The organism is Streptomyces sp. NPDC008086, from assembly GCF_042957325.1.
Taxonomy (GTDB): Bacteria; Actinomycetota; Actinomycetes; order Streptomycetales; family Streptomycetaceae; genus Streptomyces.
In genome coordinates this window covers 522419-539029 of the sequence record NZ_JBIBIA010000006.1, presented here as the reverse complement: position 1 = coordinate 539029, position 16611 = coordinate 522419, and the positions used below count along the sequence as shown (strand labels likewise).

Annotated in this window: 18 protein-coding genes; 8 read left to right on the top strand and 10 right to left on the bottom strand. The window is 70.8% G+C overall.

Going from position 1 to position 16611, the window contains the following annotated elements:
* Nucleotides 1–306: 306 nt before the first annotated feature.
* Nucleotides 307–1317 (top strand): acyl-CoA desaturase, encoded by a 1011-nt coding sequence (locus ACFZBP_RS23830; RefSeq protein WP_383448133.1) that lies wholly within the window; start codon nucleotides 307–309, stop codon nucleotides 1315–1317.
* On the top strand, nucleotides 1314–1991 hold the full coding sequence (locus ACFZBP_RS23825) for a TetR/AcrR family transcriptional regulator (RefSeq protein WP_062722196.1): 678 nt from the start codon (nucleotides 1314–1316) through the stop codon (nucleotides 1989–1991). The genes ACFZBP_RS23830 and ACFZBP_RS23825 overlap by 4 nt, the downstream gene beginning before the upstream one ends.
* A gap of 59 nt (nucleotides 1992–2050) precedes the next feature.
* Here the strand turns inward: ACFZBP_RS23825 and ACFZBP_RS23820 are convergent, their stop codons facing one another.
* The 3 genes from ACFZBP_RS23820 to ACFZBP_RS23810 form a co-directional block, all read right to left on the bottom strand.
* Nucleotides 2051–2224: a CsbD family protein gene (locus ACFZBP_RS23820; protein WP_383448130.1), complete on the bottom strand. Its 174-nt coding sequence runs from the start codon at nucleotides 2222–2224 to the stop codon at nucleotides 2051–2053.
* A gap of 226 nt (nucleotides 2225–2450) precedes the next feature.
* Entirely contained in the window at nucleotides 2451–2813 is a 363-nt protein-coding gene (locus tag ACFZBP_RS23815) for a VOC family protein (protein WP_391415907.1), read from the bottom strand.
* Nucleotides 2813–3619 carry a trans-aconitate 2-methyltransferase gene (locus tag ACFZBP_RS23810; protein ID WP_391415905.1) on the bottom strand — a complete coding sequence of 269 codons (807 nt, stop codon included), beginning with the start codon at nucleotides 3617–3619 and terminating at the stop codon, nucleotides 2813–2815. Before ACFZBP_RS23810 ends, ACFZBP_RS23815 begins: the two co-directional genes overlap by 1 nt.
* Nucleotides 3620–3721: 102 nt before the next feature.
* Between ACFZBP_RS23810 and tamR the strand changes: the two genes are divergently transcribed.
* On the top strand, nucleotides 3722–4219 hold the full coding sequence (tamR, locus tag ACFZBP_RS23805) for a MarR family transcriptional regulator TamR (RefSeq protein ID WP_062722200.1): 498 nt from the start codon (nucleotides 3722–3724) through the stop codon (nucleotides 4217–4219).
* A 464-nt stretch (nucleotides 4220–4683) separates the two neighbouring features.
* Here tamR and ACFZBP_RS23800 read toward each other — a convergent pair whose 3' ends face one another.
* A complete protein-coding gene (locus ACFZBP_RS23800) occupies nucleotides 4684–5451 on the bottom strand; it encodes a LuxR C-terminal-related transcriptional regulator (protein WP_383448113.1) in 768 nt (255 codons plus the stop codon).
* 272 nt (nucleotides 5452–5723) lie between these two features.
* Between ACFZBP_RS23800 and ACFZBP_RS23795 the strand changes: the two genes are divergently transcribed.
* Nucleotides 5724–6236: a GNAT family N-acetyltransferase gene (locus tag ACFZBP_RS23795; protein WP_391415902.1), complete on the top strand. Its 513-nt coding sequence runs from the start codon at nucleotides 5724–5726 to the stop codon at nucleotides 6234–6236.
* 4 nt (nucleotides 6237–6240) lie between these two features.
* Entirely contained in the window at nucleotides 6241–8370 is a 2130-nt protein-coding gene (locus tag ACFZBP_RS23790) for an NACHT domain-containing protein (RefSeq protein WP_391415900.1), read from the top strand.
* Here ACFZBP_RS23790 and ACFZBP_RS23785 read toward each other — a convergent pair.
* Nucleotides 8344–9099, bottom strand: a complete 756-nt coding sequence (locus tag ACFZBP_RS23785) for a hypothetical protein (protein ID WP_391415898.1) — start codon at nucleotides 9097–9099, stop codon at nucleotides 8344–8346. The two genes, ACFZBP_RS23790 and ACFZBP_RS23785, sit on opposite strands and share 27 nt — an antisense overlap.
* Nucleotides 9100–9328: 229 nt before the next feature.
* Here ACFZBP_RS23785 and ACFZBP_RS23780 point away from each other — a divergent pair, with 229 nt between their 5' ends.
* On the top strand, nucleotides 9329–10321 hold the full coding sequence (locus tag ACFZBP_RS23780) for a hypothetical protein (RefSeq protein WP_391415895.1): 993 nt from the start codon (nucleotides 9329–9331) through the stop codon (nucleotides 10319–10321).
* Nucleotides 10322–10347: 26 nt separating this feature from the next.
* Here ACFZBP_RS23780 and galK read toward each other — a convergent pair whose 3' ends face one another.
* The 3 genes from galK to galT are packed head-to-tail and all read right to left on the bottom strand — an operon-like array spanning nucleotide 10348 to nucleotide 13559.
* Nucleotides 10348–11511, bottom strand: coding sequence for a galactokinase (gene galK / locus ACFZBP_RS23775; RefSeq protein WP_391415892.1), 1164 nt, complete (start codon nucleotides 11509–11511; stop codon nucleotides 10348–10350).
* A gap of 27 nt (nucleotides 11512–11538) precedes the next feature.
* Entirely contained in the window at nucleotides 11539–12501 is a 963-nt protein-coding gene (galE, locus tag ACFZBP_RS23770; RefSeq protein WP_391415891.1) for a UDP-glucose 4-epimerase GalE, read from the bottom strand.
* Nucleotides 12498–13559, bottom strand: coding sequence for a galactose-1-phosphate uridylyltransferase (gene galT / locus ACFZBP_RS23765; protein WP_391415888.1), 1062 nt, complete (start codon nucleotides 13557–13559; stop codon nucleotides 12498–12500). Before galT ends, galE begins: the two co-directional genes overlap by 4 nt.
* 200 nt (nucleotides 13560–13759) lie before the next feature.
* On the opposite strand from galT, the gene ACFZBP_RS23760 reads away from it, so the two are divergent.
* Nucleotides 13760–15457: a sodium/solute symporter gene (locus tag ACFZBP_RS23760; RefSeq protein WP_391415886.1), complete on the top strand. Its 1698-nt coding sequence runs from the start codon at nucleotides 13760–13762 to the stop codon at nucleotides 15455–15457.
* Between the two features lie 20 nt (nucleotides 15458–15477).
* Nucleotides 15478–15819, top strand: a complete 342-nt coding sequence (locus ACFZBP_RS23755; RefSeq protein ID WP_391415884.1) for a hypothetical protein — start codon at nucleotides 15478–15480, stop codon at nucleotides 15817–15819.
* Between the two features lie 59 nt (nucleotides 15820–15878).
* On the opposite strand, the gene ACFZBP_RS23750 is transcribed toward ACFZBP_RS23755, so the two are convergent.
* Both ACFZBP_RS23750 and ACFZBP_RS23745 read right to left on the bottom strand, forming a co-directional pair.
* The gene (locus tag ACFZBP_RS23750) at nucleotides 15879–16307 is read right to left on the bottom strand and encodes a PIN domain-containing protein (protein ID WP_391416100.1); all 429 of its coding nucleotides are present in this window, start codon (nucleotides 16305–16307) and stop codon (nucleotides 15879–15881) included.
* Nucleotides 16307–16537, bottom strand: coding sequence for a type II toxin-antitoxin system VapB family antitoxin (locus tag ACFZBP_RS23745; protein WP_356571488.1), 231 nt, complete (start codon nucleotides 16535–16537; stop codon nucleotides 16307–16309). The genes ACFZBP_RS23750 and ACFZBP_RS23745 overlap by 1 nt, the downstream gene beginning before the upstream one ends.
* Nucleotides 16538–16611 lie beyond the last annotated feature (74 nt).

The window sequence follows — 16611 nt, the reverse complement described above, 5'->3', positions numbered from 1 at the left end:
AGGTGCGGCTCCTTGCAGTGTTGAAGCTCGTCCGGGAGGGAACCCGGCGCCTGGGGCCGCGCGGCTGGGCCGCATACGGCTCCTGACATCCGGGAAGAAATCAGAGCGGACCGCGCTGTCCGACCGACTCCAAGGATAGGTGTCCATGCGGACGCGCAGTCTCTCGGGCTCTTGCCGCAGGGCGACGCACTGCCATACTTACGACGCCGTAGGTTACGGAACCGTAGGGACCGATGTAACGGAACCTGGGAACAGTTCCCGCGACCCCGGCACCTGCCACAACCCTCGACCCCACAGGGGACGCCCATGACCACGAGCTCCGATGTGATCGAAGACGCCCCGAAGGCGAACGACGACACCCGACTTCCCTCAGCCACGCTCGGCGGCGAGAAGAAGGGGTCGCTCGAGCAGTTCGCGCTTCTCCTCTTCATCGTCGTGCCGTTCCTGGCGCTCGCCGCCGCGGTGCCGCTGGCGTGGGGCTGGGGCGTGAGCTGGCTGGACCTCGGTCTGCTGGTCTTCTTCTACTTCTTCGCCTGCCACGGCGTCACGATCGGCTACCACCGGTACTTCACCCACGGTTCCTTCAAGGCGAACCGTCCGCTGCGGATCGCGCTCGCCGTCGCGGGGTCGATGGCGGTGGAGGGCCCGCTGGTGCGCTGGGTCGCCGACCACCGCAAGCACCACAAGTTCTCCGACGCGGAGGGTGACCCGCATTCGCCGTGGCGTTACGGCGAGACCGTCCCGGCCCTGATGAAGGGCCTGTGGTGGGCGCACATCGGCTGGATGTTCGACGAGGAGCGCACCCCGCAGGACAAGTACGCGCCGGACCTGATCAAGGACCGGGCGATCCGCGGGATCTCCCGCCAGTTCATCTGGTGGACGGTGCTGTCGCTGGCCCTGCCGGCGCTGATCGGCGGTCTGGTGACGATGTCCTGGTGGGGCGCGTTCACCGGCTTCTTCTGGGGATCCCTGGTGCGGGTGGCGCTGCTGCACCACGTGACCTGGTCGATCAACTCGATCTGCCACGCGGTCGGCAAGCGGCCGTTCAAGTCGCGTGACCGCTCGGGCAACGTGTGGTGGCTGGCCGTGCTCTCCTGCGGCGAGTCCTGGCACAACCTGCACCACGCCGACCCCACCTCCGCGCGGCACGGTGTGGAGCGGGGCCAGATCGACTCCTCGGCCCGGTTCATCCGCTGGTTCGAGATGCTGGGCTGGGCGTACGACGTGCGCTGGCCGTCACGCTCGCGTATCGATTCGCGCCGGAACACCGGGGAAGGCGGCTCCCGGCGCCGGAAGGAGCCTGCCAAGGCGGCATGATTGACGCCGTGGCGACCGACTCCAGCAGTACCCCCAGCAACGACAAGCCCCGGCGGACGCGTCGTACCCGGATGACGGGGGCGGAGCGGCGCCAGCAGTTGCTGGAGATCGGTCGCACGCTGTTCGCCGCGAAGGGGTTCGAGGGCACGTCGGTGGAGGAGATCGCGGCGAAGGCCGGGGTGTCCAAGCCGGTGGTGTACGAGCACTTCGGCGGCAAGGAGGGGCTGTACGCGGTGGTGGTGGACCGCGAGATGCGGCGCCTGCTGGACATGGTGACGAGCAGCCTGACCGCCGGCCACCCCCGTGAGCTGTGCGAACAGGCGGCGTTCGCGCTCCTGGACTACATCGAGGAGTACACGGACGGTTTCCGCATCCTGGTCCGTGACTCGCCCATCCCCCAGTCGACGGGTTCCTTCGCCTCGCTGATCTCGGACATCGCGACCCAGGTGGAGGACATCCTGGGCCGCGAGTTCAAGAGCCGCGGCTTCGACCCCAAGCTCGCCCCGCTCTACGCCCAGGCCCTGGTCGGGATGGTCGCCCTGACCGGCCAGTGGTGGCTGGACGTCCGCCGTCCGAAGAAGGCGGAGGTGGCGGCGCATCTGGTGAACCTGGCCTGGCACGGGCTGGACGGGCTGGAGGCGAAGCCGCGCCTGATAGGGCACCGCAAGAGCTGACGCACCGGGCGCCGCCCGCTGTGCCCGTACCCCGCGGGGGCGCCCTCAGTGCCTGGCCCTCAGTGCTTGAAGGTGTCCTTCCCCTTCTCCTTCGCCTGCCGGGCGTCGCCCTTCATCTGGTCGGTCTTGCCCTCGGCGGTCATCCGCTCGTTGCCGGCCATCCGGCCCATGGCTTCCTTGGCCTTGCCCTTGACCTGTTCCTTCTTCGCGCGGGTCTTCTCTTCCTTCGCCACGTTCCTCACTCCTCGCGAGGTCGACGTCGGGGTCATCGATCGGGTGACCCTGCGCCGGGGCACTCAAACAGCGACCACGAGGGGGAACCCAGGTGATCGAGGATCTCGAACACGCGTTGGCGGTCGCCGACTACCGGCGACGCAAGGCCGAGGGCACGCTCGGAGAGGGCATCCCGCACGAGGAGGTCAGGCGCCTGCTGGGGCTGAGTCGCCCGAGCACGGCCTGTCAGCCGATGGGCTCCAGGAACTCCAGTCGGTTCCCCACGGGGTCGTAGGAGTAGAACCGCCGATGCCCCGGCAGGTGCTCGTCCCAGGTGACGACCGCTCCCCGGGCCGCCAGCCGGGCGGCGTACGTCTCGATCCCGGTGACGCGCAACCCGGGGTGGGCCTTCTTGGCAGGCCGGAAGTCCTTCTCGATGCCGAGGTGCAGTTGCACACGGCCCGCCTGGAACCAGCAGCCCCCGCGCGCGGCGAGCGCGGGCGGCTTGGGGATCTCCGTCATTCCGAGGACGCCCGCGTAGTACGCCCGCAGCCGCCCCTCCGTGCCGGGCGGGGCCGTGAGCTGGACGTGGTCGACGGCGGTGATCATCACGCTCCCCTGCGGGCCACGGCGAAGATGCGGCGGAACGGGAACGGCGTGCCGTGCGCCCCGGTCGGGTAGGCCGCGCGCAGGGCCGCCCGGTAGTCGTCGAGGAAGGCGTCCCGCGCCTCGGGTTCGTCGGCGAGGGCGGTGAGGACCGGTCGCAGGCCGGTGCCCTTCACCCAGTCCAGGACCGGGTCGTCGCCGGTCAGGAGGTGGACGTACGTCGTCTCCCAGACGTCCGCGACGCAGCCGAGGTCGGTGAGGCGGGCGAGGTAGTCCCGCGGGGCCAGGACGGCGTCGTCGTGGCGCAGGGTGTCGGTGAGGCCGTGGCGGTGGGCGAGGTCGCGCATCAGGCGGTGGCTGGGGGCGTCGAAGTTGCCGGGGACCTGGAAGGCGAAGGTGCCGCCTGGCCGCAGGCCGGCCACCCAGGCGCCGAAACGCTCCACATGGTCCGGCACCCACTGCAGCGTGGCATTGCTGACGATCAGGTCGTACGGCTCGTCGGGCGTCCAGGTCCGTACGTCGGCGTGGGCGAAGTCGAGGCGGCCGCCGCCCGGGGTGGGGCCCTCGTGCTCGACGTGGGCCTTGTCGAGCATCTCGGCGGAGTTGTCGTAGCCGGTGATGCGGGCGCCGGGCCAGCGTTCGGCGAGCAGGGCGGTGACGTTGCCGGGTCCGCAGCCGAGGTCGGCGACGCGGGGGTGGTCGCCGGGGAGGTCGGGGATCTGGGCGAGGAGGTCGACGAAGGGGCGGGCCCGGTGGCCGGCGTGACGCAGGTACTGGGCGGGGTCCCAGGTGGGGGCGGCGGCGGACATGGGGAGGCCTCCTGACGCTCGGTCGGTCGTTCTCCAGCCTGCCCTTCCAGATATCTTGACGTCAAGAGACTTCATGTCGACACAACCACTACACTGATCGTCATGGAGGACGAGGTCGATCGGCTGGTCGCAGCGTGGCGCCGGGAGCGCCCGGACCTCGACGTGGAACCGCTCGAGGTACTCAGCCGGGTCAGCAGACTGGCCCGGCATCTGGACCGCGCACGGCGGCTGGCCTTCTCCGAGCACAGCCTGGAGCCCTGGGAGTTCGACGTACTGACCGCGCTCCGCCGCGCGGGAACGCCGTACCAGCTCTCCCCCGGCCAGCTCCTCACCCAGACCCTGGTCACCTCGGGCACGATGACGAACCGCATCGACCGCCTGGCCAAGAAGGGCCTGGTGGAACGCCTCCCCGACCCCAGCGACCGACGCGGAGTCCTGGTCCGCCTCACCCCCGAGGGCCGCGACCGGGCGGATCAGGCGCTCGCGGGTCTGCTCGACCAGGAGCGCGCGATCCTCGCGGAACTCTCCCGGGCCCAGCGCGGCGAACTGGCGGGCCTGCTGCGGCAGCTGACGGCGCCGTTCGACAACATCCCCGGGTAGGGCGTCGGCAGGGGCCTCACCGAGTTCCGCCGTGCCGGCGTGGTGGCAGGTCCGGGCTGCCGGCGGACTGGCCGCCCTGCTGGGCCGCATCCGCCGGACAGGCCGAGCAGCGACGGGCCCCGGCGACCGCGGAGCGCGCACTCGGCCTCCGGGACACCTCCCCGCACCCCAGCGCCCGGCGCGATGCCGTCGCCCGTGTCCCAGCGGGGGCTTCACGCGAGACGCGTCATCGACCCGGCCGCAGTTCGCCTCGCGAACCGGCCGCACTGCCGGTCTCCGACAGGCTCTCCCGGCCCGGCTCGGCCCCTGCACGGCGCGCCGTGCTCCGGCCTCGCGGCCCCCGATGCGGCCTCGACGACACCGCCGAGGTCTTCGCCGACCTGCCGCGGCAGCCGGCCGACAACACCCCGGCGCGGCTGCTCGCCCCGCCCCCGAAGCCAGGTCCAGGTCCAGGTCCAGCCGCCCTACGCCAACTGACCGCCCCGTTCGACCACATCCCCGGTCAGATCCACCGGCCCCACCCCCGCCCGGCGCGCGAGCGCGACCGCGGCGAGGGTCGAGTGGACGCCCAGTTTGCCGAGGACGTTCTGCATGTGGGTGCGGACGGTGTGGGGGGAGAGGTAGAGGCGTTCGGCGACGGCCTTGCGGCCGAGGCCGGCGACCATGCAGCGCAGGACTTCGCGCTCGCGCGGGGTCAGCGACTCCACCAGCCGCTCGCTCTCGGTCCGGTGCTTGCGCGCGGCCGTCAGCTCGCGCAGGACGCCCGTGAGCAGGGCGGGCGGCAGATGGGTCTCGTCGCGCAGCACCCCGCGGATGACGGTGAGCAGCCGGGACAGCGAGCAGTCCTTGGCCACCCACCCGGAGGCCCCGGCCTGGAGGGCGAGCGCGGCCCGGCGCGGATCGTCCTTCTCGGCGAGGACGACGATCCGTACCGCGGGCTGCGCGGTACGGACCCCGGCGACGAGCGAGATGCCGTCGACGAGCCCGTCCTCGCCGACCTCCTGGACCGGCACGGCGGGGCGGATGCCCTGGACGTTGCCGCCCAGGTCGGCGTCGACGAGGAGCACGTCGAACCGACGCCCCTCGGCGGCCGCCCGCTCCAGGCTGCGCAGCGCCGCCGGACCGCTGCCGGCGGCGGAGACGTCGACGTCGGGCTCGGCCGCCAGCGCGGCGGCGAGCGACTCGGCGAAGATGCGATGGTCGTCGACGACCAGGACTCGGATGCGAACCACGAAACCCCCTTCCCCAAGCTCCCGAAGAGCAGGGGATACCCCATCGTCATGAGGACGACACCGGGAGACGAACACCGTCGCGGGCACGACGCCCGAAGCGCGGATGGCCGCACGACCGCCGCCGTGCGGAAACCGATACCCCCACTTCGGGCGTCGAACCCGACCTGTCTCGCCCCCTGATCAGCACCGGCCCCCACCGGTGCCGTTCATCAGAGTACGGCCGGGCGGCAGGAGCGGAAGGTAATTCGCAGAACTGGTTCGCCGACGCGTTTATGGTGAGCCGCATGTTTCGTCTGGAGACAGAAGTCGACAAATCACGGCACGATCTGCTCCGTCGGCGGCTGCGGGACACCAACACCGCGGCCTCCCCGATCCTGCGCGCCCTGCGCGGAACCCCAGGTGAACGCGAACGTCCGCTCCAGGTCTGGGCGCTGGACGACACCGGCGCCGTGGCGGGCGGGCTCGTCGGGCACACCTGGACCACCTGGCTCCATGTCACGTACCTCTGGGTCGACGAACGGCACCGCGGCGCCCGCCTCGGTTCGCGACTGCTCGCGCACGCCGAGCGCACGGCCCGCGACGAACGGGGCTGCACCGCCGTACGCCTGGAGACGTGGGACTTCCAGGCGCCGGAGTTCTACAAGAAGCAGGGGTACGACGTGGTGTGCGTGATCCCGGACTATCCGCCGGGGATCACGGAGTACACACTGACCAAACATCTGGGTCCCGGCTCCGGCGATGATCCGTCACCCTATGGACGGCCAGGTGGAGTTGGGATTTCATGACTGCATGACGAGCAGAGAGCGGTGGACCATGGCTCTCTGGCTGGCCGGGATCGCCGTGGCCGTCTGGGCGGTGATCCGGTTCGGACTGGAGCCAGTGACGGCGGCCCTGGGGATCGGCGGGACGCTGCTCATCGCCTCACCGGCCAGATCCCTCGTCCAGCGCACCTGGGCGTGGAACGCGGAGCGCAGCGAGGGTGCCCAGCTCGACGCCGCGGCGGCCGCGTTGAACCACGCTATCGAGCGGCACTGGACGACCGAGGCAGGCCGCCGCAAGCAGCATCTCGCCGTGGACCGCATCCCCGTGCTGTGGGACACCGTCCGCGAACCCCGCTCCCGCCCGCCCGCGGGCACGGCCGACGGCCCGGCGGCCCGCCAGGGCTCGCTCGACGCCCTGATCGACGACTACCTCGCCCACCCCTCCCGCCTGGTCGTCGTCGGTGACGCGGGCTCCGGCAAGACGGGCCTGTGTGTCGATCTGACCCTCGCGCTGTGCCGCCGGGGCGACCCGCGCCGCGTCCCCGTACTGCTCCAACTGTCCGCCTGGGACCCGGAGACGAGCTTCCAGGACTGGATCGTGAGCCGACTCACCGAGGACTACGGCTTCCTCGGCGACACCACGAAGTACGGCAGCGGCGCGGCCAGGGAACTCCTCGTCCACCGCCGGCTGCTGCCGCTCCTCGACGGCCTCGACGAACTGCCTCCCGAGGCGCGGGGCCAGGTGCTGCGCGCGCTGCGGGAGAACACCCACCTGCCCACGGACACCGTCCTGACCTGCCGTACCGAGGAGTTCCACGCGACGACGGCCGAGGAGCCGCTGCCGGACACCCGTGTCGTACGGCTGCTGCCGGTCGCGGCCGAGGACACCGTCACCTATCTGGAGTCCCACTTCCCCGACGACCTGGAGCGCTGGGAACCGGTCCTGACCAGCCTGCGCACCGATCCGACGGGACCGCTGGCCACGGCCCTGTCCCGGCCGTTGATGCTGTTCCTGACCCGCGCCACCTACCAGCCCCGCGGCAGCACCCCGGCGGACCTGCTGGACTCCGGACGGTTCGGCACGAGCGAGGCGGTCGAGGCGTATCTGCTCGACATGTTCGTCCCCGTCGTCTTCGAGTCACCGCCCGTCGGGGCGGACGACGGCAATCCGGGCCGGCCCGCCCGCTACTGGCCGGCGCCCGCGGCCCTCGGGTACCTCCGGTTTCTCGCGTCCCGGCTGGACTCCCGGCGCCGCGACGGCGAGCACGGTGCCGTGGACCTGAGCTGGTGGGAACTGCGCGGGCTGGCCGGGGTGCCCCGCTACCCGTTCGTCGTGGTCCCCGGTGTGATCGGCACGGTGAGCTGCTGTCTCCTCGGCCTGCTGCTGTTCGGCCTCTTCGGGCGGCCCGCGTTCGGCGCCCTCTTCGGCGCGGGCGTCGGCGTCGTCTTCAGCCCGCTGCTCGGTCTGCTGCGCACCGAGCCACCCCGGCGCTTCGTGCCCCGCCGCACCGCACAGCAGCCCCGTCTGGTGCTGCGCCCCCTGCTGCTCGACCTCGGCTTCGGCCTGATCGGGCTGGTCACCGGCGGGCTGATCGCCGGACTGCTGTACTCCGTGACGTACGGGATCGCGGCCGGGCTCGCCTTCGGTGTCGTCTTCGCGACCGCGCGCCGGTTCACCCGCCCCACCGAGCCGAAGCACGCGATCACCCCCCGAAGGTCACTGCGGGACGACCGTGACGCGGTGCTCTACGCGTGGCTGTTCGGCTCCCTGGCGGGCGCCGCCGTGGGCGGTTTCCTCGCCACGGCCGGGATCCACAAGGCGCGCTACGACCTGGTGTTCTCGGCGTCCCCCGCGACGACGGGCGTGGTCGGCGCCCTGGTCGGCGCGCTGCTCGCCGGGGCCGGGCTCGGCATGGTCGTGCTGTCGACCAGCGCCTGGGGCCACTTCAACACGGCCCGGTGGTGGCTGGCCTGGCACCGCCGTACGCCCTGGCACCTGGTCACCTTCCTCGACGACGCGTACCGGCTGGGCGTGCTGCGCTCCACGGGCGCGCACTACCAGTTCCGGCACGCCAGCCTCCAGCACCACCTGGCCGCGGCCCGTCCGGCGGGTTCCCCGGCGCCGCGGGGGTCAGCCGATCAGTCGGCCGCCGGCTGACGAGTCGGCCGGAGCGGCGGGCAACCCGTCCGGGGACGCCGTGTGGAGCAGGGGTTCGCCCAGGACCCAGAAGGTGGTGCGGCTCGGCCAGTACCCGCCCTTCCGGCCGGGCGGGGTCTCGGCGTGGTACGCGGCGGCGGGGAAGCGGACCTTGCCGAAGGGCAACTGCCGGGCGGCGACGACCAGTTCGACGTCCGTGAGGTCCGCGTGCGCCGCCGCCAGCGCCTCGTACTGCCGACCGGGCAGCGCGAACCGGAACTCGACGGTCACCTTCGACGACCGGCCCGACTTCCGCTCCGCCGCCTGCCGGGCGAGGAGTTCACGCACATGGTCGCGGGACGCCAGCTCGTAGCTCGACTCGCCCCAGCCGTCCTGCCCCGGCCCCTGCCGGTGCCGCACCGTGCAGCGCACGACCTCGAACCAGGTGTCCCGCAGGGTCGCGGTCTGTCCCGCGAGCCACCGCTGCTCGTACTGGCGCTGCCGCTTCTCGGTCCTGCCCAGCGCGAACACCCGGGCCAGCAGCCACAGCGTCAGTGCCGCGGCGGTCCACGTCAGGTAGGGCCGCGCCCCGGGTCCGACCGCGAACTGCGCGGCGGCCCAGAGCACCAGGATCAGGGCGAAACCCCGCCGCGTCGCCCGTTGCGCCTCGGCGAAGCCGGGCGTGCGCAGCCGTACGAGCAGTGCTCTGGCCAGGGCCGCCGGTCGTGAGCCCGGCGGATAAAGCGGCACTTGCAGGTCAGGCCGTGGCACGGCGCCCCGACGGCCGCCGGGCAGGCCTGACGGTTCGACTGCTCCTGGTGAAGTCTCCACATCCGACCGTCCATTCCGGACCGGTTGTTCCCCCGTTCAGACCGTACCCGAACGCCGCGCGACGTCACCCCCCTGTCGGACGCGCGAGGGGCGCACGGCGCGCATCCGGATGGACTACGCGCGCTGGGCCACGGTAAGGCTTCACGGCATGGGGGAGGCCAGGAGCGACACACGACGTGATGCGGTGGCGGTCCTGCGGTGTGCGGTCACGGCGCGGGGATGGGGTTCGCTCGTCCGGTTCCTGTGCGTCGACTCCCGGCAGTTGGGGCCCGCCTACGACCGCGCGGTGCTCCCGCTCGTCCACCGCACGGTGCCGGACGCCGAGGAGCGGAGCCGGATCCACGCGACGCTGCTCAGCACCGGCGTGAAGGTGGGCTTCGCCCTGTGGGGATACGCGTCCATGGCCCGCGTGCCCTTCGACGCCGAACTGGCCGTCCTGGGCAGCTCGTTCACCCGCCTCTACGACGACCTCGTCGACCACGGCGACCGCGAGGGCCTGGACCGGGACCTGGCGTCCCTGTTCGCGGGCCAGCCCTTCGCCCCGCACAGCCGCCTGGAGGAACTGCTGCTCCTGCTGCACGACGCCATCGCCGTACGCCTGCCCCATCCGCCCGACGACCCGGTCCATCCCCTCCTGCGGGAACTGCACACCTTCCAGCTGCGCTCCCGGGCCCAGCGCGACCCGCGTCTGCCCCTGCCGGAGGTCCTGGAGATCACCAGGGGAAAGGGCGGCCTCGGCATGGTCGCCCTGCTGTCCCTGCTCCGCCCCGGCATGTCAGCGGCGGAACGCGCCCTGCTCACCGAGCTGGGGTACGTCTTCCAACTCCTCGACGACCTGCACGACCTGCCCCTCGACCGCGCCGACGGCCTCACCACCAGCGCCGGCCTGCACGCCTTCTCCCTCAGCGACCTGGCCACCCGGATCCGGCACCTGCGCGCCCGCTTCCGCGCCCACTACGGAACGGCGGCCCCCCTGACCGCCCATCTGGCCCTGACCCTCGTCGGCGCCCTTCTGGCCCTCCACCGCCGCCCGGCCCGCCCCGACCGCCCCTACCGCCGCCCGAGGGCGGGTGCACTCCCCCTGCTCCTCTCCCGCGCGGGAAACATCCGCCCGGGCACGCGAACGGGGCCGCTCCCCTAGGAACGGCCCCGACCTTCACACCTCGCTCAGCCGACCCGCCGAGCCCCCGCCGCCGGTACCGCCTCGAAGACCCTCGGTGCCGTGAACCCGGCTGCCGCGAAAGCCTCTTCGACCGCCTTGGTGACGGTCTCGACGTCGGCCGCCTCGGCCAGCACGATCGCGGAGCCGCCGAAGCCGCCGCCGGTCATGCGGGCGCCCAGGGCGCCGGCCGTGTTCGCCGACTCCACGACGAGGTCCAGCTCGGGGCAGGAGACCTGGAAGTCGTCCCGCAGGGAGGCGTGGCCCTCGGTCAGGACCGGGCCGATCGCCCTGGTCTCGCCGGACTCCAGCAGGGCGACGACCCGCTCGACGCGCTCGTCCTCGGTGACGACGTGGCGCACCAGGCGGCGCACCTCCTCCTCGTCGCCGAGCCGCTCCAGCGCGGCGCCCAGGTCGTCGTAGGCGACGTCCCGCAGGGCGTCCACGCCGAGCAGCGCCGCGCCCTTCTCGCAGCCCGCGCGGCGCTTGCCGTACTCGCCCTCGCTGTGGGAGTGCTTGACCTGGGTGTCGACGACCAGCAGGCGCAGGCCCAGGGCCGCGAGGTCGAAGGGGATCTGCTTCTGGGAGAGGTCCCGGGTGTCGAGGAACAGGGCGTGGCCGGCCTCGCAGCACGCCGACGCCGTCTGGTCCATGATCCCGACCGGGGCGCCGACGTACACGTTCTCGGCGCGCTGGCACAGCCGGGCCAGCTGCCAGCCCTTCTGGCCGAGGTCGTACAGGTCGTTGAGCGCGAGCGCGACCACGACCTCCAGGGCCGCCGACGACGACAGGCCCGCGCCCGCCGGGACCGTCGAGGACAGATGGATGTCGGCGCCGGTCACCGCGTGCCCGGCCGCGCGCAGGGCCCAGACCACACCCGACGGGTACGCCGTCCAGTTCCGGTCCGACTCGGGTTCGAGCTCCTCGACGCGCAGCTCGACCACCCCGCCCTCGACGTCCGCCGAGTGCAGGCGCAGGACGCCGTCCTCGCGTCGTGAGACCGCCGCGAGCGCGGTGTGCGGCAGTGCGAACGGCATGACGAAGCCGTCGTTGTAGTCGGTGTGCTCGCCGATGAGGTTGACCCGGCCCGGCGCGGCCCACACCCCCTCCGGCTCGGCCCCGTACAGCTCCTTGAACCGCTCGGCGACCGCGGCTGCCGTGTCGACGCTCATCCCCTGACCCTGACCTTTCAGTACGTTCTACTTGCCGCGCCGCTGCGCGAACTCCCACGCGTCGGCGACGATCCCCGCGAGGTCCGCGCGGGACGGGTTCCAGCCGAGCCGCTCGCGGGCGGTGTCGGCGGAGGCGACCAGGACGGCGGGGTCGCCGCCGCGGCGCGGGGCCACGACCTCGGGGATCGGGTGCCCGGTGACCTGTCGGACGGTCTCGATGACCTGGCGGACGGAGAAGCCGTTGCCGTTGCCGAGGTTGCAGATGAGGTGCTCGCCGGGCCGGGCGGCCTTCAGCGCGAGCAGGTGGGCCTCGGCGAGGTCGGCGACGTGGATGTAGTCGCGCACGCAGGTGCCGTCGGGCGTCGGGTAGTCGTCGCCGTAGACGGAGATCGCGTCGCGCCTGCCCTGGGCGACCTGGAGGACGAGCGGGATGAGGTGCGACTCGGGGTCGTGGCGCTCACCGCAGTCGCCGTAGGCACCGGCGACGTTGAAGTAGCGGAGCGACACGGCGCCGAGCCCGTGGGCCGCCGCCTCGCCGGTGATCATGTGGTCGACGGCGAGCTTGGAGGCGCCGTACGGGTTCGTGGGCCGCGTCGGGGCCGACTCGACGATGGGCACCTCCTCGGGCTCGCCGTAGGTGGCGGCGGTGGAGGAGAAGACGAGCTTGCGCACGCCGGCGTCCCGCATCGCGCCGAGCAGCGCCATGGTGCCGCCGACGTTGTTGTCCCAGTACTTCTCGGGCTTCACGACCGACTCGCCGACCTGCGAGAACGCGGCGAAGTGCAGCACGGCGTCGAAGGAGGGGTCGAGCCACTTGGCGGCGTCGCGGATGTCGCCCTCGATGAAGGAAGCCCCGGCCGGCACGCCCTCGCGGAAGCCGGTGGAGAGGTTGTCGAGCACGACGACCTCGTCACCCGCCTCCAGCAGATGCCGGGCGACCACGCTGCCCACATAGCCGGCGCCACCGGTGACCAGGTACTTCCCACTCATGAACTCGCTACCTCTCGCAGTCGCTCGGCCGCGCGCTCCGGCGGCACGTCGTTGATGAACACGTTCATGCCGGACTCGGAACCCGCGAGAAACTTCAGCTTGCCGGAAGTGCGGCGAATAGTGAAAAGCTCGAGGTGAAGCGCGAAATCCTCCCGCACGACGCCCTCGAAGTCCTCCAGCTGCCCGAACGGCGCCTGGTGCCAGGCGGCGATGTACGGCGTCGGAGGCTCGCCTTCCCCGAAGATCCGGTCGAAGCGCCTCAAGAGTTCCAGATAAACCTTGGGGAACTCTGAGCGCGCCTCCTCGTCGAGCGCGAGCAGATCGGGCACCCGGTTCCTCGGGTACAGGTGCACCTCGTACGGCCAGTGCGCGGCGTACGGCACGAAGGCCACCCAGTGTTCACTCTCCAGGACGACCCGCTCGCCGGCGAGCTCACGCTCCAGCACGGCGTCGAAGAGGTTCTCCCCGCCGGTGGCGTCCTTGTGCGCGGCGACGGAGCGCAGCATCAGGGCGGTGCGCGGCGTGGTGAACGGGTAGGCGTAGATCTGCCCGTGCGGATGCCCCAGGGTCACCCCGATCTCGGCACCGCGGTTCTCGAAGCAGAACACCTGCTCCACGGAGGGCAGAGATGACAGCTCGGAGGTCCGGTCGGTCCACGCGTCGAGCACGAGCCGCGCCTGTTCCTCGGTCAGGTCGGCGAAGGACGCGTTGTGGTCGGAGGTGAAGCAGACGACCTCGCAGCGCCCGGAGTCACCGGCGAGCGAGGGAAAGCGGTTCTGGAAGACGACGACGTCGTACGACGAGTCCGGGATCTCGCTCAGCCGCTCCCCGTCGGAGGGGCACAGCGGGCACTCGTCGGCCGGGGGGTGGTAGGTCCGCCCCTGCCGGTGCGAGGCGATGGCGACACAGTCGCCGAGCAACTCGTCCCGGCGGACCTCGGACGTCGTGACGGTCCGGTCCAGCGGACGACGGTCGACGGCGTCCCGCACCGTGTCGTCGCGCAGGTCGTAGTAGACGAGCTCACGACCGTCGGCCAGCTGGGTCGAGGTCTTCTTCACGGCGGACTCCATTCGAGCCACTCAGATCTTTGCGAGACTCCTCCGAGCCTCCATCAAACATAACCAAACACAGAAAAACACAACCCACCACGATCGTCAACATCACAATCAAACAAAGGGCGCCACTCGACATGTTCAATTACTGAACGCAACAGCGTAGGTTCCGCTCTGTATCGGTTCGCGCAACGAAGCGAGTACTTATGCAAACCCCCACACAAACCCCCACCCACCTCGCCGCCGAGCTACGGCTCCCCACGAACTGGCTCGACTACACGCTGCTGGGCATCTACTTCGTCGTGGTCCTCGGCATCGGCTTCGCCGCCCGCCGCTCGGTGAAGACCAGCCTCGACTTCTTCCTCTCCGGCCGCTCCCTGCCCGCCTGGGTCACGGGCCTCGCCTTCATCTCCGCCAACCTGGCGGCGACCGAGATCCTCGGCATGGCGGCGAACAGCGCGCAGTACGGCGCGTACACGGTGCACTGGTACTGGATCGGCGCCATCCCGGCCATGGTCTTCCTGGGCCTGGTGATGATGCCCTTCTACTACGGCAGCAAGGTCCGCTCGGTACCGGAGTTCCTGCTCCTCCGCTTCGACAAATCGGCACACCTGCTCAGTTCGATCCTGTTCGCCTTCGCGGCGATCCTGATCGCGGGTGTGAACCTCTACGCCCTCGCGATCGTCGTCGAGGCCCTGCTGGGCTGGCCCCAGTGGGTGGCGATCGTCGTGGCGGGCTTCTTCGTCCTGGCGTACATCACCCTCGGCGGCCTGTCCTCGGCGATCTACAACGAGGTCCTGCAGTTCTTCGTGATCCTGGCGGCCCTGATCCCGATCACCATCCTGGCCCTGAAGAAGGTCGGCGGCTGGGACGGCCTGACGGACAAGCTGACGCAGTCCCACGGCGACGACTTCGTCACCGCGTGGGGCGGCACCGGCATCGGCGAGGCGAACCCGCTCGGCGCGAACTGGCTGACCATCGTCCTCGGCCTCGGCTTCGTCCTCTCCTTCGGCTACTGGACGACGAACTTCGCGGAGGTCCAGCGCGCCCTGTCCGCGAAGAACCTCTCAGCGGCCCAGCGCACCCCGCTGATCGCGGCGTTCCCCAAGATCTTCATCGTGTTCCTGGTGATGATCCCCGGCCTCGCCGCCGCCGCCCTGGTCCCCGGCTTCGGCACCGAGGAGTCCGGCTACCAGTACAACGACGCCATCCCCTACCTCATGGAGGGCCTGCTCCCCAACGGCGTCCTCGGTATCGCGGTGACCGGTCTCCTGGCGGCCTTCATGGCCGGCATGGCGGCGAACGTCTCGTCCTTCAACACCGTGTTCACCACGGACATCTGGGCGAAGTACGTGGTGACGGACCGCGAGGACGCCTACTACGTCCGCTTCGGCCGCCTGATCACCGCGATCGGAGTCCTGGCGTCCATCGGCACGGCGTTCCTCGCCTCCTCCTTCTCCAACATCATGAGCTACCTCCAGACTCTGTTCTCCTTCTTCAACGTGCCGATGTTCGTGGTCTTCATCGTCGGCATGTTCTGGAAGCGGGCGTCGATGAAGTCGGGCTTCTGGGGCCTCCTGGCAGGCACAACGGCAGCGATGATCAACTACTTCGTCTTCTACAAACAAGACATCATCAGCATCCCCTCCGACCAGGGCGCGAACTTCGTCTCGGCCATCGCGGGCTTCGTGGCCGGCGCGGTCGTCATGGTGGCCGTGTCCCTCTTCACGGCGCCCAAGCCGACGGAGGACCTCCAGGGGCTGGTCTACGGCACCCGCTCTCCCGGCATGGCCGAGCCGCCCGCCGAGGGTGACGACGCGTGGTACCGCAAGCCGGCGCTGCTGGGCTGGGGCGCGGTCGTGCTGGCGGCCGCCTGCTACATCCCGTTCTCGTTCTCGCTCTGACGATCGGAGGTCGACAGACCATGACGGACCACTCCGACCACCCCCGCCGCCCCGGGTACTCCGAGAAGGACGTCCAGCGCGAGGTCACCGAACTGGAGGGCAAGTCCGAGACCGCCGCCCGGCTCTTCGACATCCGGCGGATCATCGGCGGGCTCTTCGTGATCTACGGCGTCATCGTCACGATCGCCGGACTCACGGACGACGACGCGGCGATCGACAAGGCCGAGGGAGTCAACATCAACCTCTGGACCGGGCTGGGCATGCTGGCCCTCGGGGTCTTCTTCCTGCTGTGGCTGACGTTGCGGCCCACGGCACATCCGACGCCGCAGCTGCCGCCGCAGGAGGACAGGCCTTCCGAATAACCGACCGGGACTCGGCCCGGGGTGTGTCGAACGGGCTCAGCCCCCGGGCCGTGCCGCGGTCAGCCCAGCGGGGACGACTCGGCGCGCCGAATGTCCCGTTCCACGAGCTCGGGGAGGACTCGGGAGACGGTGGTGAAATCGTTGTCCGCGTGCAGCAGGGTGAGACCGTGGTGCACGGCGGTGGCGCACAGCACCAGATCAACCGGCCCGGGACCGCGGTGCTGCCCCTTCTGAGTGAGCTTGTACTGGGCGTTCTCGGCCCAGCGCCACGCGTCCTTGGGTACGGCGACTCGCGCGAAGAGGGTTGCCAGCTCTGCCTCCATCTCGTCCCGGCCGGCGGGGCTCTCCGCCGAGTACAGATACTCGAGACAGGTCGGGGCACAGACCTTGAGCAGCCCTGCCTCGATGGGCCCGATCCACCGGGACTGGACGTCCCTGTCACGAAGGATCTGCCAGATCCCTGAGGTGTCGATCAGATAGGAACCGATCACGCGCCGCTCCGCTGCGCGCTCTTGCGGGCCTCGTACGCGTGAATGGCGGGATCGAGTTCACCTCGTGCGGCACGCGCTGTCATCTGCTCAAGCGCCTCCAACCTCCGCAGACGCTGGACGACCTCCCGCAGTGCCGTATTGACCGTGTCCTTCTTGGTCCTGGTCCCCAGCAGACGCATGGCATCGGCCAGCAGCTCGGGGTTGACCTCTATGTTCGTCGCGCTCATGCACCGGCCTTTCGCACATGATGTGCGCACATCTTGTGCGCTACCTCCAGAATAGCGCCGAGGACACGCACCGG